Origin of the sequence: Blastococcus sp. Marseille-P5729 (assembly GCF_900292035.1) — a bacterium.
In the GTDB taxonomy this organism is placed as follows: domain Bacteria; phylum Actinomycetota; class Actinomycetes; order Mycobacteriales; family Antricoccaceae; genus Cumulibacter.
Genome location: NZ_OMPO01000002.1, coordinates 99,829 through 119,337, shown reverse-complemented (window position 1 = coordinate 119,337; position 19,509 = coordinate 99,829). Strand labels below are relative to the sequence as shown.

Genomic DNA, 19,509 nt, shown 5'->3' with positions numbered 1-19,509 from the left:
CGGCGCTGAGGCTACACGGTGCGCCATAATGAACCGAGCACCTCGTTACCGTCCAGTAGCCCAGGAGAGCGCATGGCCGACACCTTCGACAGCCTCGATCCCGCGACCGGCGAGGTGGTCGCGACCTTCCCGATCGCCGGCGCCGCCGACGTACGCGCAGTGGTTGCCGAGGCACGCGAGGCCAGCCGCTGGTGGGCGATGATCGGCTTCTCCGAACGCAAGAAGCGGTTGCTGGCCTGGCGTTCGCTGATCGCCGGGCGGATCGACGAGCTCGCCGACCTGGTCCACCGGGAGGGCGGCAAGACGCGCGACGACGCGATGCTCGAGACGATCCTGGCGATCGATCACATCGACTGGGCGGCCAAGCACGCCGCCAAGGTGCTCGGTCGGCGTTCGGTGAGTCCCGGTCTGCTGAGCGCGAACCACGCCGCGACCATCCAGTACCTGCCGTACGGCGTCGTGGGGGTCATCGGGCCGTGGAACTATCCGGTGTTCACGCCGATGGGCTCGATCACCTACGCGCTGGCCGCCAGCAATGCGGTGGTCTTCAAGCCCAGCGAGTTCACGCCCGCCGTCGGTGAGTGGCTGGTGCGAACCTTCGCCGAGGTGGTCCCCGAGCAGCCCGTGCTACAGGTGGTCACCGGGCTCGGGGAGACCGGAGCGGCGCTGTGCGAGGCGGGTGTCGACAAGATCGCGTTCACCGGTTCGAGCGCGACCGGCAAGAAGGTGATGCAGGCGTGCTCGGCGACCTTGACGCCCGTACTCGTCGAATGCGGCGGCAAGGACGTCCTGATCATCGATGAGGACGCCGACATCGAGGCGGCCGCCCAGGCTGCCGCGTGGGGCGCGTGCTCGAATGCCGGCCAGACCTGCGTTGGCACCGAGCGCGTCTACGCGCACGAGAAGGTCTACGACAAGGTGCTGCACCGCACCGCTGAGATCATGCGCGATCTGCAGCCCGGCAACGACGGGGGCGCGGCGTACGGCCCGATGACCATGCCCAGCCAGCTCGACGTCGTCCGCCGGCATGTCGACGCGGCGATCGCAGATGGCGGCCGAGCGGTGCTCGGCGGGCCCGAGTCGATCGCCCCGCCGTACGTGCGGCCGGTGGTGCTGGCGGAGGTGCCCGAGACCAGTGTCGCGATCCAGGAGGAGACCTTCGGACCGGTCGTGATCATCAACAAGGTCGCCTCGATGGACGAGGCAGTGACCAAGGCCAACGCGACGCCGTACGGTCTTGCCGCGGCCGTCTTCTCGCGCTCCGCGGGGGAGCGGATCGCGGCTCGGCTGCGCACCGGCATGGTCGCGATCAACTCGGTGATCTCGTTCGCCGGCATCCCGTCACTGCCCTTCGGTGGGGTAGGTGAATCCGGGTTCGGGCGAATCCACGGTGAGGATGGTCTCCGTGAGTTCGCCAGGTCGCAGTCAGTTGCTAAGTTGCGTGTACCGATTCCCCTCGTCGTCACGAGCTTCGCGCGCAAACCGTACGCCGTACGTCTCATCGCCGACATGATGCGCCGCAGATTCCGCGGTGGAGCGTCCTGAGCCTGTCCCGTCCACCTGACAACAACACAACTGGAGTAGCAGTGTCACGCGATTTTTCCGTCGTCGGCGTCGTCGGCCTCGGCACCATGGGTGCCGGCATCGCAGAGGTTTTCGCCCGCTCGGGCATCGAGGTCGTCGCCTTCGAGCGTGACGACGAGGGACTCGAGCGCGGGCGGGGCTTCATCACCCAGTCCGTCGAGCGCGGCGTCGCGCGCGGCAAGCTCGGCCAGTCGGACGCCGACGCGCTGATCGGGCGCATCGAGTTCACCACCGACTGGCAGGCCTTCGAGCGCTGCGAACTGGTCATCGAGGCCGTTCCCGAGCAGATGGACATCAAGCTCGGGATCTTCAACAAGCTCGATGAGATCTGTCCTCCGGAGACCATCCTCGCCACCAACACGTCGTCGCTGTCGGTCACCGAGATCAGCGTGTCGACCAAGCGCCCGCACATGGTCGTCGGCATGCACTTCTTCAACCCGGCGCCGATCATGCGGCTGGTCGAGATCATCCACACTGTTGTCACCGACGACAGCGTGGTCGCCGACATCCGCGCGCTGTGCGAGCAGATCGGCAAGACGCCCGTGTCGGTCGCCGACAAGGCCGGCTTCATCGCCAACGCGCTGCTGTTCGGCTATCTCAACCACGCCGTGGGCATGTACGAGGACCGATACGCCACCCGCGAGGACATCGACGCCGCCATGCGTTTCGGCTGCGGCCTGCCGATGGGCCCTCTGGCGCTGATGGACCTGATCGGTCTCGACACCGCCTACGAGATCCTCGACACGATGTACCGCCAGGGTCGCAACCGCATGCACGCCCCGCGACCCATCATCAAGCAGATGATGTCCGCGGGCCTGCTGGGCCGCAAGTCCGGCCGGGGCTTCTACACCTACGAACAGCCCGGCTCGCCGAACGTCGTGGCCGACCGCCTCACCCCGAAGGGCGAGGACACGGGCGCCCCGGCGATCGACCTGAGCGGCAAGAAGATCGGTGTGGTCGGCTCCGGCACCATGGCCACCGGCATCATCGAGGTGTTCGTCAAGGCCGGGTTCGCCACGACCTACGTCGCACGCAGCGACGCGAAGGTCGATGGCGTCAAGGCCGCGATCAAGAAGTCGCTGGAGAAGGCCGTCGGACGCGGCAAGCTGGCCCAAGAGGACGCCGACCAGGCACAGTCACTGGTCACCGGCACCACCAGCCTGGATGACCTCGCCGACTGCGACATCGTCGTGGAGGCGATCGCCGAGGACCTGCACATCAAGCAGGTGCTGTTCTCCAACCTCGACGAGATCGTGAAGGACGGCGCCATCCTGGCCACGACGACGTCGTCCCTGCCGGTCATCGAGCTGGCCACCCAGACCGAGCGGCCGGAGAATGTCGTCGGCATCCACTTCTTCAACCCGGCGCCGATCATGAAGCTGGTCGAGATCGTGCACACGGTCGCGACCGATGAGCAGACGGTCAACACCTCCGTCGCACTCACCAAGGCCATCGGCAAGCACCCGGTGCTGTGCGGCGACCGCGCCGGGTTCATCGTCAACGCGCTGCTGTTCCCGTACCTGAACGACGCGATCAAGATGTACGAGGCGAACTACGCCACCGCCGACGACATCGACGCGGCCATGAAGGTCGGCTGTGGCTACCCCATGGGCCCGTTCGAACTGCTCGACACCGTCGGTCTCGACGTCTCGCTGGCGATCGAGCAGACGCTCTTCCGCGAGTTCCGCGAGCAGGGCATGGCCCCGGCGCCGCTGCTGGAGCACCTCGTCACCGCGGGCTTCCTCGGCCGCAAGACCGGCAAAGGCTTCCGGGACTACCGCAAGTAGCCGATGAGCGAGCTGCTGGGCGTCCTCCGCGAGACCGCCCGCGCGCACCCCGCGCGCGGGTGGCTCGAGACGAGAGGCTCGGACGGCGAGTTCCTCCGTGAGGACTGGGCGCGGATCCACCTCGACGCGCGGCGCGCCGCTGCATCGCTGGCCGCCCGCGGAATCGGCGCGGGTGATGCGGTCGCGCTGTTCATGGGCTCGCCACGGCATGTCGCGGTCGCGACACAGGCCTGCTGGCTGCGCGGTGCGAGCGTCACGATGCTGCACCAGCCCACGGCCCGCACCAACCTCACGACGTACGCCGCGGACACCTTCGGCATCCTGCAGACGATCGACGCGGACGCGCTCGTCCTCGGGCCGCCGTACGCCGACGTCGTCGAGCACTTCGCTCCCGCCGCCAGCGACGCGTCCGCAGCGATCCTGACCAGCGACGAGCTGCTGGCCGGCGAGCGACTGATCGATCCCGATCCGGCAGTGGCCGACGAGAGCAGCCCGGCGCTGCTGCAGCTGACCAGCGGCTCGACTGCGGCACCCAAAGCCGTCGTGATCACCCACGGCAACCTGATCAGCAACATGCGGGCGATGGTCGAGGTCAGCGACATCCGTGCCGACGACATCATGCTCTCCTGGCTCCCGGTCTTCCACGACATGGGGATGGTCGGGTTCCTTTGCGTCCCGATGGTCTTCGGTCTGAAGCTGGTGAAGGTGACCCCTGCGGACTTCGTCGCCAGTCCCGCTTCCTGGATGCGACTGATCAGCGATCGCGGGGCGAGCATCACCGCCGCGCCCAACTTCGCGTACGGGATCGCGGCGCGGGCGCTGTCCAAGGCGGCTCCGCTCGATCTCTCGACCCTGCGGATCGCCCTCAACGGTGCCGAGCCGATCGACCCGCGCACCGTCGAGCTGTTCTGCGAGGCGGGGGAGCGGCACGGCCTGGACCCGTCGGCGGTGCTGTGCGCCTACGGCATGGCCGAGGCGGCGCTCGCGGGCTCCGTCGCGCCGGTCGGCCGTGGGTTGGTGATCGCCACCGTCGATGAGCGGGTCCTCGGCGCCCAGCGGGTTGCCAAGCCGGTCGAGGGCGCGGGATCGGCGTTCGCGCTTCTCGGTGCGCCGCTGGGCGGCATCGAGGTCGAGGTGCGTGGGGAGAAGGGCGAGGTGCTGCCCGAGCGGCACGTCGGCACCTTGATGATCCGGGGCGACGCGGTCAGCCCCGGCTATGTCACTGCCGAGGGCCTTCGCGGCTCGCAGGATGCCGAGGGATGGCTGGACACCGGCGACGAGGGCTATCTGGTCGACGGAGAGGTAGTGGTCTGCGGCCGGATCAAGGATCTGATCATCATCGGTGGGCGCAACATCTATCCAACGGACGTCGAGCGGGCCGCGGAGCGGGTTGAGGGAGTACGACGAGGCAACTGCGCGGCGGTACCGGTGCTCGTGGGTGGACGTGAGGTCCTGGCGGTCGTCGCGGAGTCGACCTACTACGACGACGAGCAGCACCGTGGCCGGATCGAGCAGGAGATCCGGGTGGCGACGTACGCCGATCTCGAGGTTCGGCCCACCTACGTCGTCCTCATCGCCCCGGGCGCCCTGCCGAAGACGCCGTCGGGGAAGATCCAGCGGGTCAAGGTGCGCGAGAGCATCCAGCGCCGGATCGGCGGCGAGCATGCCGCGCCGTAACCGGCGAGAGCGGCCGGCCGAGCGCACGACGAGCCGGGGCGGGCTGCTCGGCGGTGCGAGCCAGGTGCAGTGGCGCGGCGAGACCTGGCGAGTCATATCGATCACCGGCGCCTCGGCGGTCAAGGACTACCGATGCCCGGGCTGCGACCAGATCGTGCGCCGCGGCCAGGGGCACGTGGTCGTCTGGTCCGAGTACGACGTCGAGGGTGCGGATCGCCGCCACTGGCACGCTGCGTGCTGGTCGGCGCGCGATCGGCGGCGGCCCGGCGTCCTGCGGTCCCGGAACGCGCCGCGTTACGGCCGCTGAGATCTGGCGATGGACGCGTCACCGGCCCTGCGCACGGGCACCTTCAACATCCGGTACGACAACCCGGCCGACGGGGTGCATTCCTGGCGTCATCGACGAGCTGCCGTGCTCGAGTGTATTGATTCGCTTCGATTCGACGTGCTCGGTCTGCAGGAGGTGCTTCCGGTGCAGCGCCGGTACCTCGAGGCGCGGACACCGTGGGCCGGGTGGTACGGGGTCGGACGCGCGGACGGCAAGCGCGGGGGAGAGCAGAGCCCGCTCGTGATCAGCGACCGAGTACGGGTCCAGGCATGGCGGACGATGTGGCTGTCGCCGACTCCCGACGTCCCTGGATCGACTGGCGTCGATGCTCGGATCCCGCGCGTCGCCACGGTGCTGCTCGGATCGGTCGGCGGGAATCCGATCGGGGTCGTGAACACCCACTTCGACCATCGCGGCAGCCGGTCGCGCGAGCTCGCCGCAGGCCAGATCGCTGAGCTGGTCGAGAGCGATCCGCGGGCCTGGATCGTCTGTGGCGACTTCAACGTCGCCCTCGACGAGCTTCCGATGAGGGTGCTGCTAGAGCGCGGGCTGCGCAGCGTCCTAGGCGACGACGCGTCCGGCACCTTTCACGCCTTCCGCGGTGACAGCGCCGGAGCGCGGATCGACCACCTGCTGGTCAACGAGCGCTGGGACATCGAGCGTGCCTGGATCGACACCACTCGGCCCGGCGGAGTCATCCCCAGCGACCACTGGCCCGTAGTCGCCGATCTACGACTGACCCGCGAGGGGCAGAACGTCGTCTAACGGCGCGGACGGCGTTGGCGGATCGCACTGACCTCGACGGTGCGATCGGAGGGCGACTCGTCATCCGAGCGGCCGCCCGTGCGCCGCGCCAGCCGCACACGGGGGCTGCGCGCGCTGGTCGGCGGCCCGCTGTGACCGTCGACCTCCTGCTGCAGCTCGCCGTCCGGGGCGTCACCTTCCGGGACGTCGGCGCCCGGGGTGGCGTCCTCCGTGGGCTGCTCGCCCACCTCAGCGAGTTCAGCGGCCTCGGCTGGCTCGGCGGGCTCGGCGGGCTCGTCCTGGGACGCGCCCGCGTCCGCGATCGGCTCGGCGCTCTGTTCTGGCGCCGGCGGCTCGGATGCCGCCACCGCCTCCGGCTGCACGTCGTCCGGCAGGGCCGCATCGTCATCGCGCACGGTCGCAGCCTCATCCGTCGTCGCCTCGCGGCCCTCGGCGAAGAGATCGGGGCGCCGCGGCTCGGCTGCGCGAGGCGCGTCGACATCTCGATCGCGCGCGAGCTCCTCAGGCGCTTTGGCGAGAAAGGCCGGCACCTGCGAGACGATCTGGCCGACCTGGGCGATCTGCTGGGCGAGCGCAGCCCGCACGTGCTCGAGGCGGTTCACCTCGTCCTCGGCTCGCTCGATCATGGTCCGCGAGCGGGTGTTGGCCTCCTCGACCGCGGCGGACGCCTCGGCGTGGGCCTTCGTCAGCAGCGCGTCCGCCTCGTCTCGTGAGGCCTGGATGCGGTTGGCGGCGTCCTCGCGCGAGGTACGGTCCCGCTCGGCCTCTTCCTGTGCGGCGGCGGTGCGACGGGCGTCGAGGGTGATCTTGAAGTCCTCCTCCGCCTCGGCGCGCCTGGCCGCGGACTGCGCGGTCAGCTCGTCGGCCTCGGCGCGGGCACCGGCGAGGTGCTCCTCGGCCTGCTTGCGGTGCTGCTCGACGTACTCTGCCGCCTCGGCCTTCGCGGTGGCGAGGACCTCGTCGGCCTCGCCGCGGCGGTCGGCCACGTACTGGTCGGCCTCGGCTCGATCGCTGGCGATCTGGCGGTCGGAGTCCTCCTTCTCCTGAGCCGAGCGCTCGCGCGTCTGCTGGGCGTCCTCCTCGGCCGCGCGGCGGATCTCCGCCGCCTCCTCCTCGGCCAGCCGCAGCATGGAGGCGATCCGCCCGCCCATGGTCTCGAAGGTGGGCGCCTCGCTGTTGCGCAGCTGGGTCTTGAGCTCCCCGATCTCGGCTCCGAGGTTCTCGGCGCGCGCGTGCTCCTCGGCGGCCTGGGTCAGCGCTTGATCGCGCTCGGCCATGATCGTGCGCAGGTCGTCCTCGAGGCTGCGGATGGCCTCGTTGACCTGGTGGCGCTCATAGCCGCGCATGACGATCGGAAAGTCCATCGAAGGGGCGCCCATGGGGATGAGATCGTTGTTGTTCGCTGCGTTCATCAGTGCCTCAATCGCATGCTGGGGTGGACGAGATCGCAGCCCCCACTCTATGGCCTCAGACGTCAACCAACGATGAGGCGAGGCCGGGTGGACCGGCCTCGCCTCATCGTTCGTCGCGCCCTTCTCGAAGGGGGTTGCTACAGGTCGCGGAAGCGGTTGATCTTGTCCTCGTGCTTGGCGCGCTTCTCCGGGTCGCTCACGCCCAGGCCGGGCTCGGGGGCCAGGCACAGCACGCCGACCTTGCCCTGGTGCAGGTTCTTGTGCACGTCCAGAGCCGCCTGCCCGGTCTCGGCGAGCGAGTACACCTTGGACAGCGTCGGGTGGATGAGGCCCTTGTCGATCAGCCGGTTGGCCTCCCACGCCTCGCGGTAGTTGGCGAAGTGCGAGCTCACGATGCGCTTGAGGTTCATCCACAGGTAGCGGTTGTCGTACTCGTGCATGTAGCCCGACGTCGAGGCGCAGGTGGTGATGGTGCCGCCGCGCTTGGTGACATAGACCGACGCGCCGAAGGTCTCCCGGCCCGGGTGCTCGAAGACGATGTCGACGTCCTCACCGCCGGTGAGCTCGCGGATCCGCGAGCCGAAGCGCTTCCACTCGCCGGTGTCCTGGGTGTGCTCGTCCTTCCAGAACTTGTAGCCCTCGGCCTTGCGGTCGATGACCAGCTCGGCGCCCATCGACCGGCAGATGTCCGCCTTGTCGGGGGAGGAGACCACGCACACCGGGATGGCGCCGCCGTTGAGGGCCATCTGGGTGGCGTAGGAGCCCAGGCCGCCCGAGGCTCCCCAGATGAGGACGATGTCGCCCTGCTTCATCGCCGCGCCGTTCTTGGAGACCAGCTGACGGTAGGCGGTCGAGTTGACCAGGCCGGGGCAGGCGGCTTCCTCCCAGCTGAGGTGCGCGGGCTTGGGCATCAGCTGGTTGGACTTCACCAGCGCCAGCTGCGCCAGACCGCCGAAGTTGGTCTCAAAGCCCCAGATCCGCTGCTGCGGATCCATCATGGTGTCATCGTGCCCCTGCGGGTCCTCGAGCTCGACGGACAGGCAGTGCGCCACGACCTCGTCGCCCGGCTTCCACTTGGTGACCCCGGGGCCGACGCGCAGCACGACGCCGGCGAGGTCCGAACCCACGATGTGGTAGGGCAGATCGTGCCGCTTGGCCAGCTCGCTGGTACGTCCGTAGCGCTTGAGGAAGCCGAAGGTCGACACCGGTTCGAAGATCGAGGTCCACACGGTGTTGTAGTTGACCGAGGAGGCCATGACGGCGATCTGCGCCTCGCCGGGCCCGAGCTCAGGAGTGTCGACGTCCTGCAGATGCAGGCTCTTGCGGGGGTCCTTGTCCCAGGACGCCAGGCCCTGAAACATGTTCTGGTCCTCCTCGCGGACGACAATCGCCTCGTACGACGTGGGGACCTCGATCTTCGCGACGTCCTCGTTCTTGCCGCTCATGATCGCGTCGAGGATCTGGTTCATGGTCATGGGTTGTGACTCCTGGTTGGGCACGACGGTCGATGCTGCCGTGAGTGAGAACTGCTGCCGAGGATAAGTTACCGATCAGTAACTCACCTCAGGACGTTGCTGTGATTCCGGGCACGACCAGTCAGTGGTGGGTGGCGGCGGCGGGCTCGACGAGCTCGACGAGCACCCCTCCGGCGTCCTTGGGGTGGATGAAGTTGATGCGGGAGTTCGCGGTACCGCGCTTGGGCTCGGGGTAGAGCAGCCGGACGCCGCGCTCGCGCAGGGTGGCGCTGGTCGCGTCGATGTCGTCGACGGTGTAGGCCATCTGCTGCATGCCAGGTCCGTTCTTGTCGAGGAACTTGGCGATCGTGCTGGACTCGTCGAGGGGCGCCAGAAGCTGGATGCACGATCCGGAGTCGCCGACGGCCATCATGGCCTCGCGTACTCCCTGCTCCTCGTTGGTCTCCTCGTGCACCAGCTGCATGCCGTAGACATCGCGATAGAACTCGATGGCCTTGTCGAGGTCGGCGACGGCGATTCCGACGTGGTTGATCTCGGTGAACATGCAGGCTCCTTGTGGGCGTGGTGCTCCTACCATGAAAGTAGCAAGACCGAATCGGGTTCGGGATGGCGGCCGGGGTGACGCCGTTCACTGCACCCGGCACAGGCCTGCCGGCCCGCTGCCCGCGGGGCCCGATCGGCGACGAGGCCAGTTGCCGATCCACCCGCGAGCGGTTATAGGGTGCCCATAACCGTCGCCACAAGGGAGTCATCATGGCTGCATCGTCCGACAACACCACCGTCATCGTCTCCGGCGCTCGGACGCCGATGGGCCGGTTGCAAGGCTCGCTGAAGGACTTCTCCGGAGCAGACCTGGGTGGCTTCGCCATCAAGGCAGCGCTGGAGCGCGCCGGGCTGTCGGGTGACCAGGTCGAGTACGTCATCATGGGGCAGGTGCTGCAGGCCGGCGCCGGCCAGATCCCCTCGCGTCAGGCGGCGGTCGCAGCCGGAATCCCGATGGATGTGCCGTCGCTGACCATCAACAAGGTGTGCCTGTCGGGCCTGGACGCGATCGCGCTGGCCGACCAGCTGATCCGCGCCGGTGAGTTCGACATCGTCGTCGCCGGCGGCATGGAGTCGATGACCAATGCGCCGCACCTGCTGCCCAAGTCGCGTGCCGGTTACAAGTACGGCTCTTTCGAGGTGCTGGACGCGATGGCCTACGACGGCCTCACCGACGCCTTCGACAAGGTCTCGATGGGTGAGTCGACCGAATCGCACAACGCCAAGCTCAACATCAGCCGCGAGGAGCAGGACGAGTTCGCTGCGCGGTCGCACCAGCGCGCCGCGGCCGCGGCCGCCGAGGGCCGCTTCGCCGACGAGATCGTCCCGGTCGAGATCCCGCAGCGCAAGGGTGACCCGGTGGTGTTCTCCGCCGACGAGGGCATCCGCGGCGATACGACCGCTGAGTCGCTGGGCAAGCTGCGCCCGGCCTTCGCCAAGGACGGCACCATCACCGCCGGCACCGCCTCGCAGATCTCGGACGGCGCCTGCGCCGTCGTCGTGATGAGCAAGGCCAAGGCCGACGAGCTCGAGCTCGAGGTGCTCGCCGAGATCGGCGCGCACGGCAATGTCTCCGGCCCGGACAACTCGCTGCAGTCGCAGCCGTCGAACGCGATCAACCACGCCCTGAAGAAGGCCGGCCGCTCGCTGGAGGAGATCGACCTGGTCGAGATCAACGAGGCCTTCGCGGCCGTCGGTATCCAGTCGATGCGCGATCTGGGTCTGGATGCCGAGAAGGTGAACGTCGACGGGGGCGCGATCGCGCTCGGCCACCCGATCGGCATGTCCGGCGCCCGTCTCGTGCTGCATCTGATCTATGCGCTGCGCGGCCGCGGCGGCGGCACCGGCGTCGCGGCGTTGTGCGGCGGCGGCGGTCAGGGCGACGCGCTGATCATCGACGTGCCCGCTCCGGCCTCCAAGTAATGGCGGCCGGTGGTGGCCTGAGCCGGAGCGCGGGTGTCGAGGAACTCGTCGAACGCGCTCGCGACGGCCAGGCTCGCGCGGTCGCTCGGCTGATCTCGCTGGTCGAGGACGCCTCGCCGAAACTGCGCGAGGTGGCCAAGGTGCTTGCGCCGCACACCGGCCAGGCCACGATCATCGGCTTGACCGGATCACCCGGCGTCGGCAAATCCACGTCCACCTCGGCGCTGGTGCGCGCCTACCGCGCGCGGGGCAAGCGGGTCGGCGTGCTCGCGATCGATCCGAGCTCGCCGTTCTCCGGCGGCGCGCTGCTCGGCGACCGCATCCGGATGCAGGATCACGCCACCGACCCGGGGGTGTTCATCCGGTCGATGTCGACGCGCGGACACCTCGGCGGCCTGTCGTGGGCGACGCCGCAGGCGCTGCGGGTGCTCGACGGCACCGGCTTCGATGTCATCCTGATCGAGACCGTAGGCGTGGGTCAGGCCGAGGTCGAGATCGCCTCCACCGCCGACACGACCCTGGTGCTGCTGGCGCCCGGCATGGGCGACGGCATTCAGGCGGCGAAGGCAGGGATCCTCGAGATCGCTGACGTCTTCGTGGTCAACAAGGCCGACCGCGACGGCGCGGACTCCGTCGTCCGCGACCTGCGCAACATGCTCGGGCTGGGCGGGCGTCACTCGGACGCCGGTGCCTGGCGGCCCTCGATCGTGAAGACGATCGCGGAGAAGGAGCAGGGCGTCGAGGATGTCATCGAGGCGGTCGATGCGCACCGGGCGTGGATGGACGAGAAGGGCGTGCTGCACGAACGGCGGCTGGCCCGCGCCGCGGGCGAGATCGTGGCGCTGTCGATGGCGACTCTGCGCGAGCGGATGGGCGACGTCGAGGGCCATGCCTCGGTGCTGGCGCTCTCGGAGTCGGTGGTCTCCGGCGAGTCCGACCCCTATGTCGCCGCGGACACGCTCGTCGCCGAGCTGGGCGACCAGCTAGGCGACTAGTCCCGGATCGACGCATTCTCCATGCCCAGGGTGATCCACACCGGCCAGGCACTGGTCGACTACGTGCTCGACGTCCCGGCGCTGCCGCCGCGCGGCGGCAACGTCTACGCCTCGACAGGACGGCGCTCCGCCGGCGGCGCCACGAACACCCTGGTCGCGGCTGCCCGCAACGGCGCCGAGGCGGTTCTCGCCGGATCGCACGGCACGGGTGAGAACGGTGACCTGATCCGGGCCGCGCTCGCGGCCGACGGGGTGGGCCTGTGCAGCCCGCCCGAGCCGGACGTCGACTCAGGGATCTGCATCTGCCTGATCGAACCCGACGAGCGAACCTTCATCACCACTCGTGGCGCGGAGCGCGCGATCACCGTCGACAGCCTGGACCGATCGCGCCCGGCCGCCGGTGACATCGTCTGCGTCGACGGCTACACGCTGGTCGCCGGCGCGACGGTCGAGCCCATGCTGCAGTGGCTCGAGCAGCTGCCGCCTGACGTCGAGGTGGTGCTCGATCCGGCGTCCGATTTCGCCGCTCAGCCGCGCGAGGTCAGGGAGCGCGCGCTCGCGGCCACGACGGTCTGGACCTCCAACCTCGCCGAGGCGGTCGACATCGTGGCGGCACAGGGGGCTGCCTCGTTCGACGCCGACGACATGGTCGCCGCCGCGGATGCCGTCGCGCGGGTGCTGCCGCGTTCCGCAGTGGTCATCGTTCGCGACGGACCGAATGGGTGCGCCGTCCGCGACGGTTCCCCTGCGGTGTCGCTGCCGGGGTATCCACAGGAACCGGTCGACACCAACGGTGCCGGTGATGCGCACACCGGAGTGCTCGTCGCGACCCGACTGGCCGGGGCCTCCTGGGTCGCCGCCGCACGCCGAGCGAACGCCGGCGCGGCGATCAAGGTGACGCGGGAGGGCCCGGCGACCGCGCCGACATCGACTGAGATCGATGTGTGGCTCAGCGGATCCGCGAACGGCCCGCAGCCGGCGGCCGTCTAGAACTGGTCGTAGTAGTCCTTCGAGTCGTCACGGGTCACGAGGAACAGTGCGACGAAGACGAGCACATGTGACGACACGGACAACCAGAGAGGCCACCTCGGAATGATCGGATTCGGCTGGAACAACAGAACGAGCGCACCGTCGAGGAACATCTTCCCGAGCGACAGACCCGTGAGCGCCGCGAGCACGCCCATGGTGCGTCGCGCCCATCCTGGCACGTTCCACAATACGTAGGCAGTCCCGAAGATCAACGCAGCGCTGATCAATGCCTGCACCAGGATCGCGTCTTTGGAGAAATCCGAGTAGCTGCTCGGGTACTCGGCCAGGTAGTCGGTCACGAAGCCGACGATGACGAATGCGGCGACAGCGCAGGCGAGACCGGCGACAGCGAGCGCGATCACCGCCATCGGCACCGCTCTCGGACGTGCGAGTCGCGCACGGCGGTTCGTCGAAGTGGTCATGAGAATCTCCTGTTCAAGGGGGCCGGACACGCCGGAATGGCACTAGGAGAGAGCGGTCCAGGTCGGGGTTCCCGCACCGCGCACACACGTGGGAATTACGGGTTGTCCGCAGCCGGTCGGTGACCTCGCCTCAGGCGGAGCCAACAGCACCTTCGCGTCATGCCGAGGCTCGGCCGGGCACGAGCGGCGTGGTAGTCGCTAGGGTCTGGGGGTGACCAAGTCTCCGTTGCCCTTCGACCCGATCGAGCGTGCTGCCGAGAACTGGCAGCGCACGTGGGGCGATGCCACGCACATGCGGCTGGCGACCTCGATCATGCGGGTGCAGCAGCTGCTGATCAACGCCTATGACGAGGCGCTGCGTCCGCACGGGCTGACCTTCGCGCGCTTCGAGGCACTGGCGCTGCTGCGGTTCTCGCGCAACGGTGCGTTGCCGATGAAGGTGATCGGCGACCGGCTGCAGGTGCATCCGACCTCGGTGACCAACATCGTGGAGCGGCTCTCGGCCGCCGATCTGGTGCAGCGGCAGCGCAACCCGAAGGACGGACGGGGTGTGCTCGCGGTGCTGACCGATCGGGGCCGTGAGGTGGTCGAGGCCGCGGCGGCCGACCTGATGGCTATGGACTTCGGGCTCGCGGCGCTGGAGGATGGGCAGATCACGTCGGTGGTCACCGCGTTGAGCACCCTGCGCAGGAGCGCCGGCGACTTCGAAGTGGAGCAGTGACGCGCATCGCGTCGCGAGCACCCTTCCGAAAATTGCTAGGACGTCCTACTATTTAGGGCACGGCAATGGCTTTGGCTGCGGCGTATGCCGCGGATGGGTGGGCGAGATGACCAACGAGAAGACTCCGGCGCGCGAGCGCTGGCAGCAGGCATACGACGACGCGATCGCCAAGGGCCGCTTCGTCGACCGCGACTACACGACGCTGTCCGGCGTCGAGGTCGACCCGGTATATGGGCCGGCCGACGAGAGCGCCGTCCCGGACTTCGAGCGGATCGGCTACCCGGGGCAGTTCCCGTTCACGCGTGGCCTGCACTCGACCGGCTACCGGGGGCGGCCGTGGACGATCCGCCAGTTCGCCGGCTTCGGCAACGCGCAGCAGACCAACGAGCGCTACAAGATGATCCTCGGCGCCGGCGGTGGCGGGCTCTCCGTCGCCTTCGACATGCCGACCCTGATGGGCCGCGACTCCGACGACCCGCTGTCGCTCGGCGAGGTCGGCCACTGCGGCGTGGCGATCGACTCAGCCGCCGACATGGACATCCTCTTCGATGGCATCAACCTGCAGGACGTCACCACCTCGATGACGATCTCCGGCCCGGCCGTCCCGATCTTCTGCATGTACATCGTCGCCGCGGAGCGCCAGGGCGCCGACATCCACAAGCTCAACGGCACGCTGCAGACCGACATCTTCAAGGAATACATCGCCCAGAAGGAGTGGCTGTTCGCCCCGGAGCCGCACCTGCGCCTGATCGGCGACCTGATGGAGTACACCTCCTCGGACATCCCGGCGTACAAGCCCTTGTCGGTCTCCGGCTACCACATCCGGGAGGCCGGGTCGACCGCCGCGCAGGAGCTCGCCTACACGCTCGCCGACGGCTTCGCGTACGTCGAGCTGGGGCAGTCGCGCGGGCTGGACGTCGACGTCTTCGCCCCAGGCCTGTCGTTCTTCTTCGACGCGCACGTGGACTTCTTCGAGGAGATCGCCAAGTTCCGCGCCGCCCGCCGCATCTGGGCACGTTGGCTGCGCGACACCTATGGCGCGAAGACCGAGAAGGCCCAGCAGCTGCGCTTCCACACCCAGACCGCAGGTGTGTCGCTGACCGCCCAGCAGCCGGACAACAACATCGTCCGTACCGCGATCGAGGCGCTGTCGGCGGTGCTCGGCGGGACCAACTCGCTGCACACCAACGCCCTGGACGAGGTTCTCGCGCTCCCGTCGGAGCGGGCCGCTGCGATCGCGCTGCGCACCCAGCAGGTGATCATGGAGGAGACCGGCGTCCTCAACGTCGCCGATCCGCTCGGCGGATCGTGGTACGTCGAGGCGCTGACTGACAAGATCGAGGCCGAGGCCGAGAAGATCTTCGCCGAGATCATCCGCATCGGCGGTGGCGAGGACGCTCAGCACGAGATCGGCCCGGTCACCTCGGGCCTGCTGCGCGGCATCGAAGAGGGCTACTTCATGTCCGAGATCGCCGACGCCGCGTTCATCTACCAGGCAGCGCTGGAGAAGGGCGACAAGAAGGTCGTCGGCGTCAACTGCCTGCGGGTGGACGACGAGGAAGAGCTCGAGATCCTGCGGATCAGCCACGAGGTCGAGCTGGAGCAGCGCCGGGTGCTCGACACCCGCAAGTCCGGCCGGGACGAGGCCAAGGTCCGGTCCGCCCTGGACGACATGCTGGCTGCCGCACGCGGCTCGCAGAACATGATCCCGTCGATGCTCGAGGCCTGCCGCGTGGAGGCGACGCTCGGCGAGATCTGCAACGCGCTGCGCGACGAGTGGGGCATCTACCGGGAGCCCGCCCGCTTCTAGCGGCCGAACGAACGGTATCGGGGCGAGGACCACACGGTCCTTGCCCCGATCCCGTTGGTAGCGGCGATGCGCGCGCCCTCGCCGATCGGCGACCGCTCGCATGTAGCCCGGGGCCGTACCCGGTGGGCCGGCTCCAACTAGGCTGGAGCGCATGACGACCCGCCTGTCGCACGACGACTATCTGGCCGCGCTCGACCGCTCCGCTTCCCAGATCGCAGAGCTGACCGCTCGCCTCGATCCCACGGCCGATGTCCCCACGTGCCCCGGCTGGAGCGTCCGCGACCTGATCGCCCACCTGGGCGGCGTCCACGGCTGGGCGCGCGGCATCGTCGCCGGGGGCAGCCCGAAGGGCCCGCGTCCGGAGCCGGAGGGCGAGCTGGCCGAGTGGTACGCCGACCAGGCGCGGCAGCTCCTCGATGCGCTGCGGGCGACCGAGCCGGACACCGAGACGTGGACCTTCTCGAGCGAGCGCACGGCCGGGTTCTGGTTCCGCAGGAAGGCCCACGAGACCGAGATGCACCGCATCGACCTGCTGCTTACCGCGGGCGGCGCCCCGGCGTACGACGAGGCGCTGGCGGCCGACGCGGTCACCGAGGTGCTGGAGGTGATGCTGCCGCGCATGCAGGGCAAGGATCCGGTCGCAGTCACCGCGCCGATCCGGTTCGTCTCGGGGGACACCGGCGACGAGTGGGTGGTGCGTCCGGCGTCCGAACCGGGTGTCGTCGACTACACGCACTCCACGACCGATGATGCCGGACAGACCGACGCCGCCGCGCCGGTCGAGGTCACCGTCACCGCGCCGGCGAGCGACCTCGCCACCGGCCTCTGGGGACGCACGCCGTACGTGCTCTGGAGCATCGACGGTGACCGGGACGTGCTCGATACACTGATGCGCTCCACGATCACGCCGTAAAGCGCCCTCCAAGCAACGAAGAAGGGAAGCACTCTCACGTGACCAGGCCCCGCCCCAACCCCCAGCAAGCACAGCAGGCCGCGTTGTCGGCCGCGTTGTCCGGCGCCGTCGATCTCAGCGGCCTGAAGGCCCGCGCGGACGCCGCTCGTGCCCAGGCCGGGCAGCAGTCGTCCCTCGGGGGCGCCGGGCACCAAGCCGTGCCCGATGCCGGGCAGACGCCACCCGCGCCGGGACAGCCTGAGACCCCTGGCACGCAGCAGCCGCCCGCGCCGTCCGCTCAGGGCCAGTACGTGGTCGACGTCACCGAGGCCAACCTGCAGCAGGTGCTCGAGCAGTCGATGCAGGTGCCGGTGATCCTGGAGTTCTGGCTGGCGAACGCCGATCAGTCCCAGCAGTACGGCGAGACCTTCATCCGCCTGGCCGGTGAGGGAGAGGGTAGCTGGCTGCTCGGCCGGGTCGAGGCCGAGTCGCAGATGCGCGTGGCGCAGGCGATGCGGATCCAGGGCGTGCCTGCTGTACGCGCGGTCTTTCAGGGCCAGATGATCGCCGAGTTCGACGGGCTGCAGCCCGAGGGCCGGCTGCGTGAGTTCCTCAAGGCCGTCGTCGAAGGGACCGGCGGAACGCTGCCCGAGGGTGCTGGGCCGGCAGAGGACCCGCGGGTCGAGCAGGCCGAGGAAGCACTGGCGGCAGGCGAGCTGGACCGTGCAGAGGAGCTGTACCGGTCGCTGCTGGCCGATCAGCCCGCACACCCACTGGCCAAGGACGCCATCACCCAGATCCAGCTCATGAAACGCCTGAACGCCGAGGGCGGGGACGACGCCTCCGAGGTCGTCGCGCAGGCCGACGCCGCTCCCGGCGATGTCGAGCTGGCCTGCAAGGCCGCCGACCTGCAAGTGGCCGCCGGGCAGTACGAGGATGCCTTCGGCCGGCTGCTGAGCATCGTGCGGGACGGGGACAAGGAGGCGAAGGAGACCGCTCGCCAGCGGCTCATCGAGCTGTTCGCGATCGTCGGCAACGCCGAGCCCGCGGTGGCCACCGCACGCCGCAACCTCGCGTCTGCGCTGTTCTAGGCTCTCGCGCGCCGCAACCGTCCTTGCCGGGGACCGGCTGGCGGACAGGTCTCGGCGGGCTCGTCGCCGGCTAGAGGCAGCTCTGGGCGGCGCCCAGGGGATCGTCGCGGCCGGCCTCGAAGGCCTCCCGAAACAGGTCGATGCGGTCGAAGGCGTCCAGTCCGTGGGTCGCCAGGATCTCGTCGTCCTCGCCGAGCGCGATGAGCACCATGACGGCTTCGTCGAGGTCGCCGGCCGACAGCTGCAGTCCGCCGAGGGGAGACTGCTCCCCGGTGGCGCTCGCCTCGAAGGCTCCACCGGCATAAGCCCCAACCAGGCATAACTGGGCCTCGAAGGCCTCCTTGCCGTCGGTCTTGGCGCCCTCGGCGTCCAGCATCGCATCGGCGTATCCCATGGCGATCAGCGTCATCGCGGCGAAGTCGCCGAACTTGTCGTAAGCCTTTGAGATCAGGTCCTTCTCGGCGTAGTACACCGTCTGGTCGTCGGCGCAGTAGAACACCAGCTCGTCCTGCGGATCGCCGTCGCACTTGGCTGAGCTGCCCTCGAAGCCCGAGGCGTCGACCTGCTCCCACGAGCCGTCGACGACCGTCTCGGCGACCGTGTTCATCTCGGTCGGGATCGTCTGCAGGGTCTGGTCGTAGGGCAGGTTGCCCTCGTTCGCCTTGTCGTTGGCGGTCAGGTACGGAATCTGCGTGTAGACGCGGTCGTCGTCGAAGGCCGTGTAGCAGTGGCCGGGGCCGTCGTTGAAGCCTTCCTGGAAGGCGGCCACGCGATCGAACGCCGAGCCGTGCGCGTTGGGGTCGTCGGGGGAGCCGCCCGGCTGGGAACGCAGCATCAGGTAGCCGGTGAGCACGCTGTCGAGGTCCTCGCGGGTGGCCTGGAAGTGCGCGGTGCCCTCAGTGGCCTCCTTGGTGAACACCCCCGCGTAGCAGTCGGCCTGCCCCTCCCACGAGATCGTCTTCGAGCCGGGATCGCCCACGCGGTCCTGGATGGCGTGACCGAACTCGTGCGCGAACACCAGCGGCACGATGAACTCGCCGAACTCGTCGGCCAGTTGACCGATGAACGCGCGGTCATAGGCGATCGCGTCCTCAGTGGGGCAGTAAAAGGCGTTGTTCTCGACGATCTCCACCTGGTTGGCAGGCACGCACGGGAGGGCCCCGTCGTGCCCGGGCTCGTACGCCCACAACCCGCCCTGCAGCGGCTCCATCTCCTTGTCGAAGGACTCCTCGAAGACGTCTTCCCAATAGGTCATGACGTCGTCCATCGAGTTGGCGACGAGCTGGTCGATCTCGCTGCCGTCGCCGTTCTCAATCTTCAGGTCGGACGGCGGAGCGTCCTTCTTCACGCCGCCCTCCGCGAGCGTCGCGACGCCGGAAACGGTTCGAGTGCAGCCCGCGATGACGAGGACGGCCAGCAGCAAGGCCAACAGTCCACCAGCGCGGTGTCGAAGTCGTGGCTTCACGTCGAAAACCTCATGTGCTCGAGAGACGGTGCCCCCAACTGTATGCGGCGGGCCTGGCCAGCGGCGCCAAGCCGGCGGCGTGGACACCGGA

At 68.9% G+C, this 19,509-nt stretch carries 17 protein-coding genes; 12 read left to right on the top strand and 5 right to left on the bottom strand.

From position 1 onward, the window contains the following. The first annotated feature begins 72 nt into the window (after positions 1 to 72). Genes DAA40_RS09110 through DAA40_RS09090 form a run of 5 tightly spaced genes read left to right on the top strand, consistent with a single transcriptional unit; the run spans position 73 to position 6,141 of the window. Entirely contained in the window at positions 73 to 1,545 is a 1,473-nt protein-coding gene (locus DAA40_RS09110; protein ID WP_106849443.1) for an aldehyde dehydrogenase family protein, read from the top strand. Between the two features lie 41 nt (positions 1,546 to 1,586). Then, on the top strand, positions 1,587 to 3,371 hold the full coding sequence (locus DAA40_RS09105) for a 3-hydroxyacyl-CoA dehydrogenase family protein (RefSeq protein WP_106849442.1): 1,785 nt from the start codon (positions 1,587 to 1,589) through the stop codon (positions 3,369 to 3,371). Between the two features lie 3 nt (positions 3,372 to 3,374). Then, complete coding sequence (locus tag DAA40_RS09100; protein ID WP_106849441.1) at positions 3,375 to 5,048, top strand: long-chain-fatty-acid--CoA ligase; 1,674 nt, start codon at positions 3,375 to 3,377, stop codon at positions 5,046 to 5,048. Beyond that, a complete protein-coding gene (locus tag DAA40_RS09095; protein ID WP_106849440.1) occupies positions 5,035 to 5,355 on the top strand; it encodes a hypothetical protein in 321 nt (106 codons plus the stop codon). Before DAA40_RS09100 ends, DAA40_RS09095 begins: the two co-directional genes overlap by 14 nt. Positions 5,356 to 5,364: 9 nt before the next feature. Beyond that, positions 5,365 to 6,141, top strand: coding sequence for an endonuclease/exonuclease/phosphatase family protein (locus DAA40_RS09090; protein ID WP_106849439.1), 777 nt, complete (start codon positions 5,365 to 5,367; stop codon positions 6,139 to 6,141). Here the strand turns inward: DAA40_RS09090 and DAA40_RS09085 are convergent. From DAA40_RS09085 to mce, 3 genes are all read right to left on the bottom strand, one after another. Next, positions 6,138 to 7,553, bottom strand: a complete 1,416-nt coding sequence (locus tag DAA40_RS09085) for a hypothetical protein (protein WP_106849438.1) — start codon at positions 7,551 to 7,553, stop codon at positions 6,138 to 6,140. The two genes, DAA40_RS09090 and DAA40_RS09085, sit on opposite strands and share 4 nt — an antisense overlap. Before the next feature lie 137 nt (positions 7,554 to 7,690). Then, positions 7,691 to 9,028: a crotonyl-CoA carboxylase/reductase gene (gene ccrA / locus DAA40_RS09080; RefSeq protein WP_106849437.1), complete on the bottom strand. Its 1,338-nt coding sequence runs from the start codon at positions 9,026 to 9,028 to the stop codon at positions 7,691 to 7,693. A gap of 121 nt (positions 9,029 to 9,149) precedes the next feature. Next, on the bottom strand, positions 9,150 to 9,572 hold the full coding sequence (gene mce, locus DAA40_RS09075; protein ID WP_199849673.1) for a methylmalonyl-CoA epimerase: 423 nt from the start codon (positions 9,570 to 9,572) through the stop codon (positions 9,150 to 9,152). Between the two features lie 209 nt (positions 9,573 to 9,781). Here mce and DAA40_RS09070 point away from each other — a divergent pair, with 209 nt between their 5' ends. The 3 genes from DAA40_RS09070 to DAA40_RS09060 are packed head-to-tail and all read left to right on the top strand — an operon-like array spanning position 9,782 to position 12,978. Further along, complete coding sequence (locus DAA40_RS09070) at positions 9,782 to 10,993, top strand: acetyl-CoA C-acetyltransferase (protein ID WP_106849435.1); 1,212 nt, start codon at positions 9,782 to 9,784, stop codon at positions 10,991 to 10,993. Further along, the gene (meaB, locus tag DAA40_RS09065) at positions 10,993 to 11,988 is read left to right on the top strand and encodes a methylmalonyl Co-A mutase-associated GTPase MeaB (protein ID WP_106849434.1); all 996 of its coding nucleotides are present in this window, start codon (positions 10,993 to 10,995) and stop codon (positions 11,986 to 11,988) included. Before DAA40_RS09070 ends, meaB begins: the two co-directional genes overlap by 1 nt. Before the next feature lie 21 nt (positions 11,989 to 12,009). After that, positions 12,010 to 12,978, top strand: coding sequence for a PfkB family carbohydrate kinase (locus DAA40_RS09060; RefSeq protein WP_106849433.1), 969 nt, complete (start codon positions 12,010 to 12,012; stop codon positions 12,976 to 12,978). Here DAA40_RS09060 and DAA40_RS09055 read toward each other — a convergent pair. After that, positions 12,975 to 13,439 (bottom strand): hypothetical protein, encoded by a 465-nt coding sequence (locus DAA40_RS09055; protein WP_106849432.1) that lies wholly within the window; start codon positions 13,437 to 13,439, stop codon positions 12,975 to 12,977. The two genes, DAA40_RS09060 and DAA40_RS09055, sit on opposite strands and share 4 nt — an antisense overlap. Positions 13,440 to 13,650: 211 nt before the next feature. Here DAA40_RS09055 and DAA40_RS09050 point away from each other — a divergent pair, with 211 nt between their 5' ends. The 4 genes from DAA40_RS09050 (at position 13,651) to DAA40_RS09035 (ending at position 17,953) form a co-directional block, all read left to right on the top strand. Then, positions 13,651 to 14,160 (top strand): MarR family winged helix-turn-helix transcriptional regulator, encoded by a 510-nt coding sequence (locus DAA40_RS09050; protein WP_234356311.1) that lies wholly within the window; start codon positions 13,651 to 13,653, stop codon positions 14,158 to 14,160. A 106-nt stretch (positions 14,161 to 14,266) separates the two neighbouring features. Further along, complete coding sequence (locus tag DAA40_RS09045; RefSeq protein WP_106850088.1) at positions 14,267 to 15,970, top strand: methylmalonyl-CoA mutase; 1,704 nt, start codon at positions 14,267 to 14,269, stop codon at positions 15,968 to 15,970. A 151-nt stretch (positions 15,971 to 16,121) separates the two neighbouring features. Further along, the gene (locus tag DAA40_RS09040; protein WP_106849431.1) at positions 16,122 to 16,883 is read left to right on the top strand and encodes a maleylpyruvate isomerase family mycothiol-dependent enzyme; all 762 of its coding nucleotides are present in this window, start codon (positions 16,122 to 16,124) and stop codon (positions 16,881 to 16,883) included. Between the two features lie 38 nt (positions 16,884 to 16,921). After that, a complete protein-coding gene (locus tag DAA40_RS09035) occupies positions 16,922 to 17,953 on the top strand; it encodes a co-chaperone YbbN (protein WP_106849430.1) in 1,032 nt (343 codons plus the stop codon). A gap of 70 nt (positions 17,954 to 18,023) precedes the next feature. Here the strand turns inward: DAA40_RS09035 and DAA40_RS09030 are convergent, their stop codons facing one another. Continuing rightward, on the bottom strand, positions 18,024 to 19,418 hold the full coding sequence (locus DAA40_RS09030; protein WP_158716342.1) for a neutral zinc metallopeptidase: 1,395 nt from the start codon (positions 19,416 to 19,418) through the stop codon (positions 18,024 to 18,026). Positions 19,419 to 19,509: the final 91 nt, after the last annotated feature.

Excerpts from the sequence above, each read along its gene's own strand:
- DAA40_RS09100 (WP_106849441.1), top strand. The coding sequence starts at position 3,375 with ATGAGCGAGCTGCTGGGCGTCCTCCGCGAGACCGCCCGCGCGCACCCC.
- DAA40_RS09060 (WP_106849433.1), top strand. The coding sequence starts at position 12,010 with ATGCCCAGGGTGATCCACACCGGCCAGGCACTGGTCGACTACGTGCTC.
- DAA40_RS09045 (WP_106850088.1), top strand. The coding sequence starts at position 14,267 with ATGACCAACGAGAAGACTCCGGCGCGCGAGCGCTGGCAGCAGGCATAC.
- DAA40_RS09040 (WP_106849431.1), top strand. The coding sequence starts at position 16,122 with ATGACGACCCGCCTGTCGCACGACGACTATCTGGCCGCGCTCGACCGC.
- mce (WP_199849673.1), bottom strand. The coding sequence starts at position 9,572 with ATGTTCACCGAGATCAACCACGTCGGAATCGCCGTCGCCGACCTCGAC.
- DAA40_RS09070 (WP_106849435.1), top strand. The coding sequence starts at position 9,782 with ATGGCTGCATCGTCCGACAACACCACCGTCATCGTCTCCGGCGCTCGG.
- meaB (WP_106849434.1), top strand. The coding sequence starts at position 10,993 with ATGGCGGCCGGTGGTGGCCTGAGCCGGAGCGCGGGTGTCGAGGAACTC.
- DAA40_RS09110 (WP_106849443.1), top strand. The coding sequence starts at position 73 with ATGGCCGACACCTTCGACAGCCTCGATCCCGCGACCGGCGAGGTGGTC.
- DAA40_RS09095 (WP_106849440.1), top strand. The coding sequence starts at position 5,035 with ATGCCGCGCCGTAACCGGCGAGAGCGGCCGGCCGAGCGCACGACGAGC.
- DAA40_RS09085 (WP_106849438.1), bottom strand. The coding sequence starts at position 7,553 with ATGAACGCAGCGAACAACAACGATCTCATCCCCATGGGCGCCCCTTCG.
- DAA40_RS09055 (WP_106849432.1), bottom strand. The coding sequence starts at position 13,439 with ATGACCACTTCGACGAACCGCCGTGCGCGACTCGCACGTCCGAGAGCG.
- ccrA (WP_106849437.1), bottom strand. The coding sequence starts at position 9,028 with ATGACCATGAACCAGATCCTCGACGCGATCATGAGCGGCAAGAACGAG.
- DAA40_RS09090 (WP_106849439.1), top strand. The coding sequence starts at position 5,365 with ATGGACGCGTCACCGGCCCTGCGCACGGGCACCTTCAACATCCGGTAC.